At 47.2% G+C, this 1670-nt stretch carries 1 protein-coding gene; it reads left to right on the plus strand.

The annotated features are described in order from the left end of the window. The first annotated feature begins 75 nt into the window (after positions 1-75). Positions 76-1631 (plus strand): IS3-like element ISSpu6 family transposase gene (locus tag L2744_RS21340; RefSeq protein ID WP_248993754.1). Its coding sequence is split into 2 segments (ribosomal slippage): positions 76-538 and positions 538-1631, totalling 1557 coding nucleotides; the frame shifts between segments, so codons are not numbered across the junction. Positions 1632-1670: the final 39 nt, after the last annotated feature.

A 1670-nucleotide genomic window follows, 5' to 3' on the forward strand; every position in this document is an offset into this window, starting at 1 on the left:
CCCCCTGTGTCAGGATTGTTGTCACCCCTAAATAATCATTATGTTTAAAGACAGGGTGCGGCAAAAGAGAACGATATGGCTCGGTATTCACCAGAACGTAAAGAGGCGATCCTTAAAAAATTATTACCTCCTCACAACTTAACGGTCGCAGAGGTCGCTCGGGAAGAAGGCATCGCGGTGCAAACCTTGTATCATTGGCGAGATATTGCCAGAAAAGAAGGTCGCCCCGTGCCAGGTAAAACATTAACAGCCGATGATTGGTCGGCTGAAGCAAAACTTGCCGTGATTATTGAAACAGCGCCGCTGTCGGAAGCGGAGATAAACCAGTATTGCCGTGAAAAGGGCTTGTTCCGCGAGCAAGTACAGCAGTGGAAACAGGATTGTTTAGCTGGTTTTCAAACCTCAGAAGTACAAACTAAAACCATTAAACAGCAGGCTAAGGCTGACAAAGCCGAAATCAAATCGCTGCAACGGGAATTGCGCTATAAGGAGAAAGCGCTGGCTGAAGCTGCTGCGTTACTGGTGCTCAGAAAAAAGCTCAATGCGCTCTGGGGGGACGACAGCGAGGAGAGCTAACCCCTTTGCCTGAGCGCATAGCATTGATTGCCTTAATCCAAGAGGCCTATACCAATGGTGCTCGCCTTTATAAGGCTTGTGCAGAAACGGGCCTCAGTAAGCGTACCTATCGACGTTGGTTTCGAGAAGGTCAAGTACAAGCTGATTTAAGGCCGACAGCAGCTCGACCAGAGCCAGCAAATAAACTCGAAGAACATGAGCGACAACAGATATTAAGTGTGTGCAATCAAGCGGAGTACGCCAGCTTACCCCCGTCGCAAATTGTGCCAACATTATTAGATAACGGGATTTATATCGCCTCGGAATCCAGCTTCTACAGAGTGTTAAATGCTCATGGTCAACTTAACCATCGTGGCCGCACTCAGGCTGCGGTCAATCGAAGCAAACCGTTGAGTTATCGGGCAGATGGGCCGAATCAAGTGTGGTCATGGGACATCACTTATTTAGCCTCAATCGTCAAAGGCCAGTTCTACTATTTGTACCTGTTTGAAGATATTTACAGTAGAAAAATAGTGGGTTACGAAGTTCATGAGCAAGAAAGTGGGGAATATGCCGCTGCGCTAATCCAACGCTGTCTGTTACGCGAGCAATGCTTTAACACGCCATTAGTGCTGCATTCTGATAATGGGGCGCCGATGAAGTCACTGACCATGAAAGCCAAGCTGGAAGAGCTTGGTATTACGGCATCATTAAGTCGGCCGCGGGTGAGTAATGACAACCCCTTTTCAGAGTCGTTATTTAAAACGTTGAAATACCGCCCACAGTGGCCGGCATCAGGTTTTAGCTGCTTAGCAACAGCAAGAGAATGGGTGGAAAAGTTTGTAATCTGGTACAACGATGAGCATAAACACAGCCAGCTAAATTTTGTCTCACCAGGGCAACGTCATGCACTGCAAGATGGCGCTATTTTAGCGAAGCGCAAGAAAGTGCTTGAGGCGGCGAAGGAAAGAAAACCGATGCGTTGGTCTACAGAGATCAGAAATTGTGAAGCGGTTGGCGCTGTAACACTCAACCCAGATAAGGCACCAGAAGAAGGCGTAATAAATGCAGCTTAATATTTAAACAAAGAGTGACAACTATCTTGAAAAACACCG

The organism is Shewanella profunda, from assembly GCF_023283765.1.
Lineage (GTDB): Bacteria > Pseudomonadota > Gammaproteobacteria > Enterobacterales > Shewanellaceae > Shewanella > Shewanella profunda.